General features: G+C 69.5%; 1 protein-coding gene. It reads left to right on the forward strand.

The window, feature by feature from the left end; genetic code table 11:
- A partial coding sequence (locus tag NOD94_RS41125) for an acyltransferase domain-containing protein (RefSeq protein ID WP_281211353.1) occupies positions 1-1,155 on the forward strand: 1,155 nt, incomplete at both ends.

The raw sequence follows: 1,155 nt of genomic DNA on the forward strand, positions 1-1,155 counted from the left end.
CGTGCCGCGGTGGTGGCCCGTAGCGGTGACGAGGCGGCGCGGGCGCTGGCGGAGGGATCCGGTCCGGTGACCGGGCAGGCCCGCTCCGACGCGCGCGTGTCCTTCCTCTTCGTGGGCGGGGGCTCGCAGTTCGTGGGCATGGGTCGGGAACTGTTCGAGCGGGAGAGTGTGTTCCGCGAGGTCTTCGAGCAGTGCGCGCGCGTGGTGCGGGAGGAACTGGGAGAGGACCTCCGCTCGCTGGTCTTCGGCGAGCCCTCACAGGGCGCGACCGAGCGGCTGAACGAGACCCGTGTGCAGCAGCCGGCGTTGTTCGCGGTGCAATACGCGATGGCCGAGCAGTGGCGGGCCTGGGGTGTGGCGCCGTCCGCGATGGTGGGCCACAGCCTCGGCGAATACGTGGCGGCCACCGTAGCGGGAGTGTGGACACTCCCCGACGCGATCCGCCTGGTCTGCGCCCGCGCGGACCTGATGCACCACCAGGCACCCGGCGCGATGCTGGCGGTATGGCTCGGCGAGGACCAGGCTCGGGAGCTCGCCAACGCAGCCGGCTGTGTGGTCGCGGCGGTGAACAGCCCGGCCCAGACCGTACTGTCCGGAACGAAGGAGTCCATCGAGCGGGCCTCGCGCAGCATGGACGAGCGGGGAATCCGCCATCGCGTACTGGCGACCTCCCACGCCTTCCACTCCCCCCTGATGGAACCGATGCTGGAGGAGTTCGAGCGTCGGGTGGCACAGGTGGACATGCGAGCTCCCCGCATTCCCTTCACCTCGAACGTGACCGGCCGGTGGATCACGACGGAGCAGGCCACCAGCGCGTCGTACTGGGCCGAACACGTCCGCAGCACCGTGCGCTTCTCCGACGACGTGACCCTGCTACTGCGCGACGAACCGGAAACGTTGCTCCTCGAAGTCGGCCCCGGCACCTCGGCCGGCGCCCTGGTGACCGACCACGAACAGGCCGGAAACCACATCGTGATGGCCTCGATGAGACACGCCCGCGACCCGCGCGGAGACATCCAGCGCACCCGGGAGGCAATGGCCCACCTATGGGTGAACGGTGTCCCGATCGACTGGTCCACCCTGCACACGAACCGCTCACCGCGACGCGTACCCCTACCCACCTACGCGTTCGACACCAAGCGCTACTGGATAGAG

The sequence above is a fragment of the Streptomyces sp. Isolate_45 genome (assembly GCF_024721315.2).
Taxonomy (GTDB): domain Bacteria; phylum Actinomycetota; class Actinomycetes; order Streptomycetales; family Streptomycetaceae; genus Streptomyces.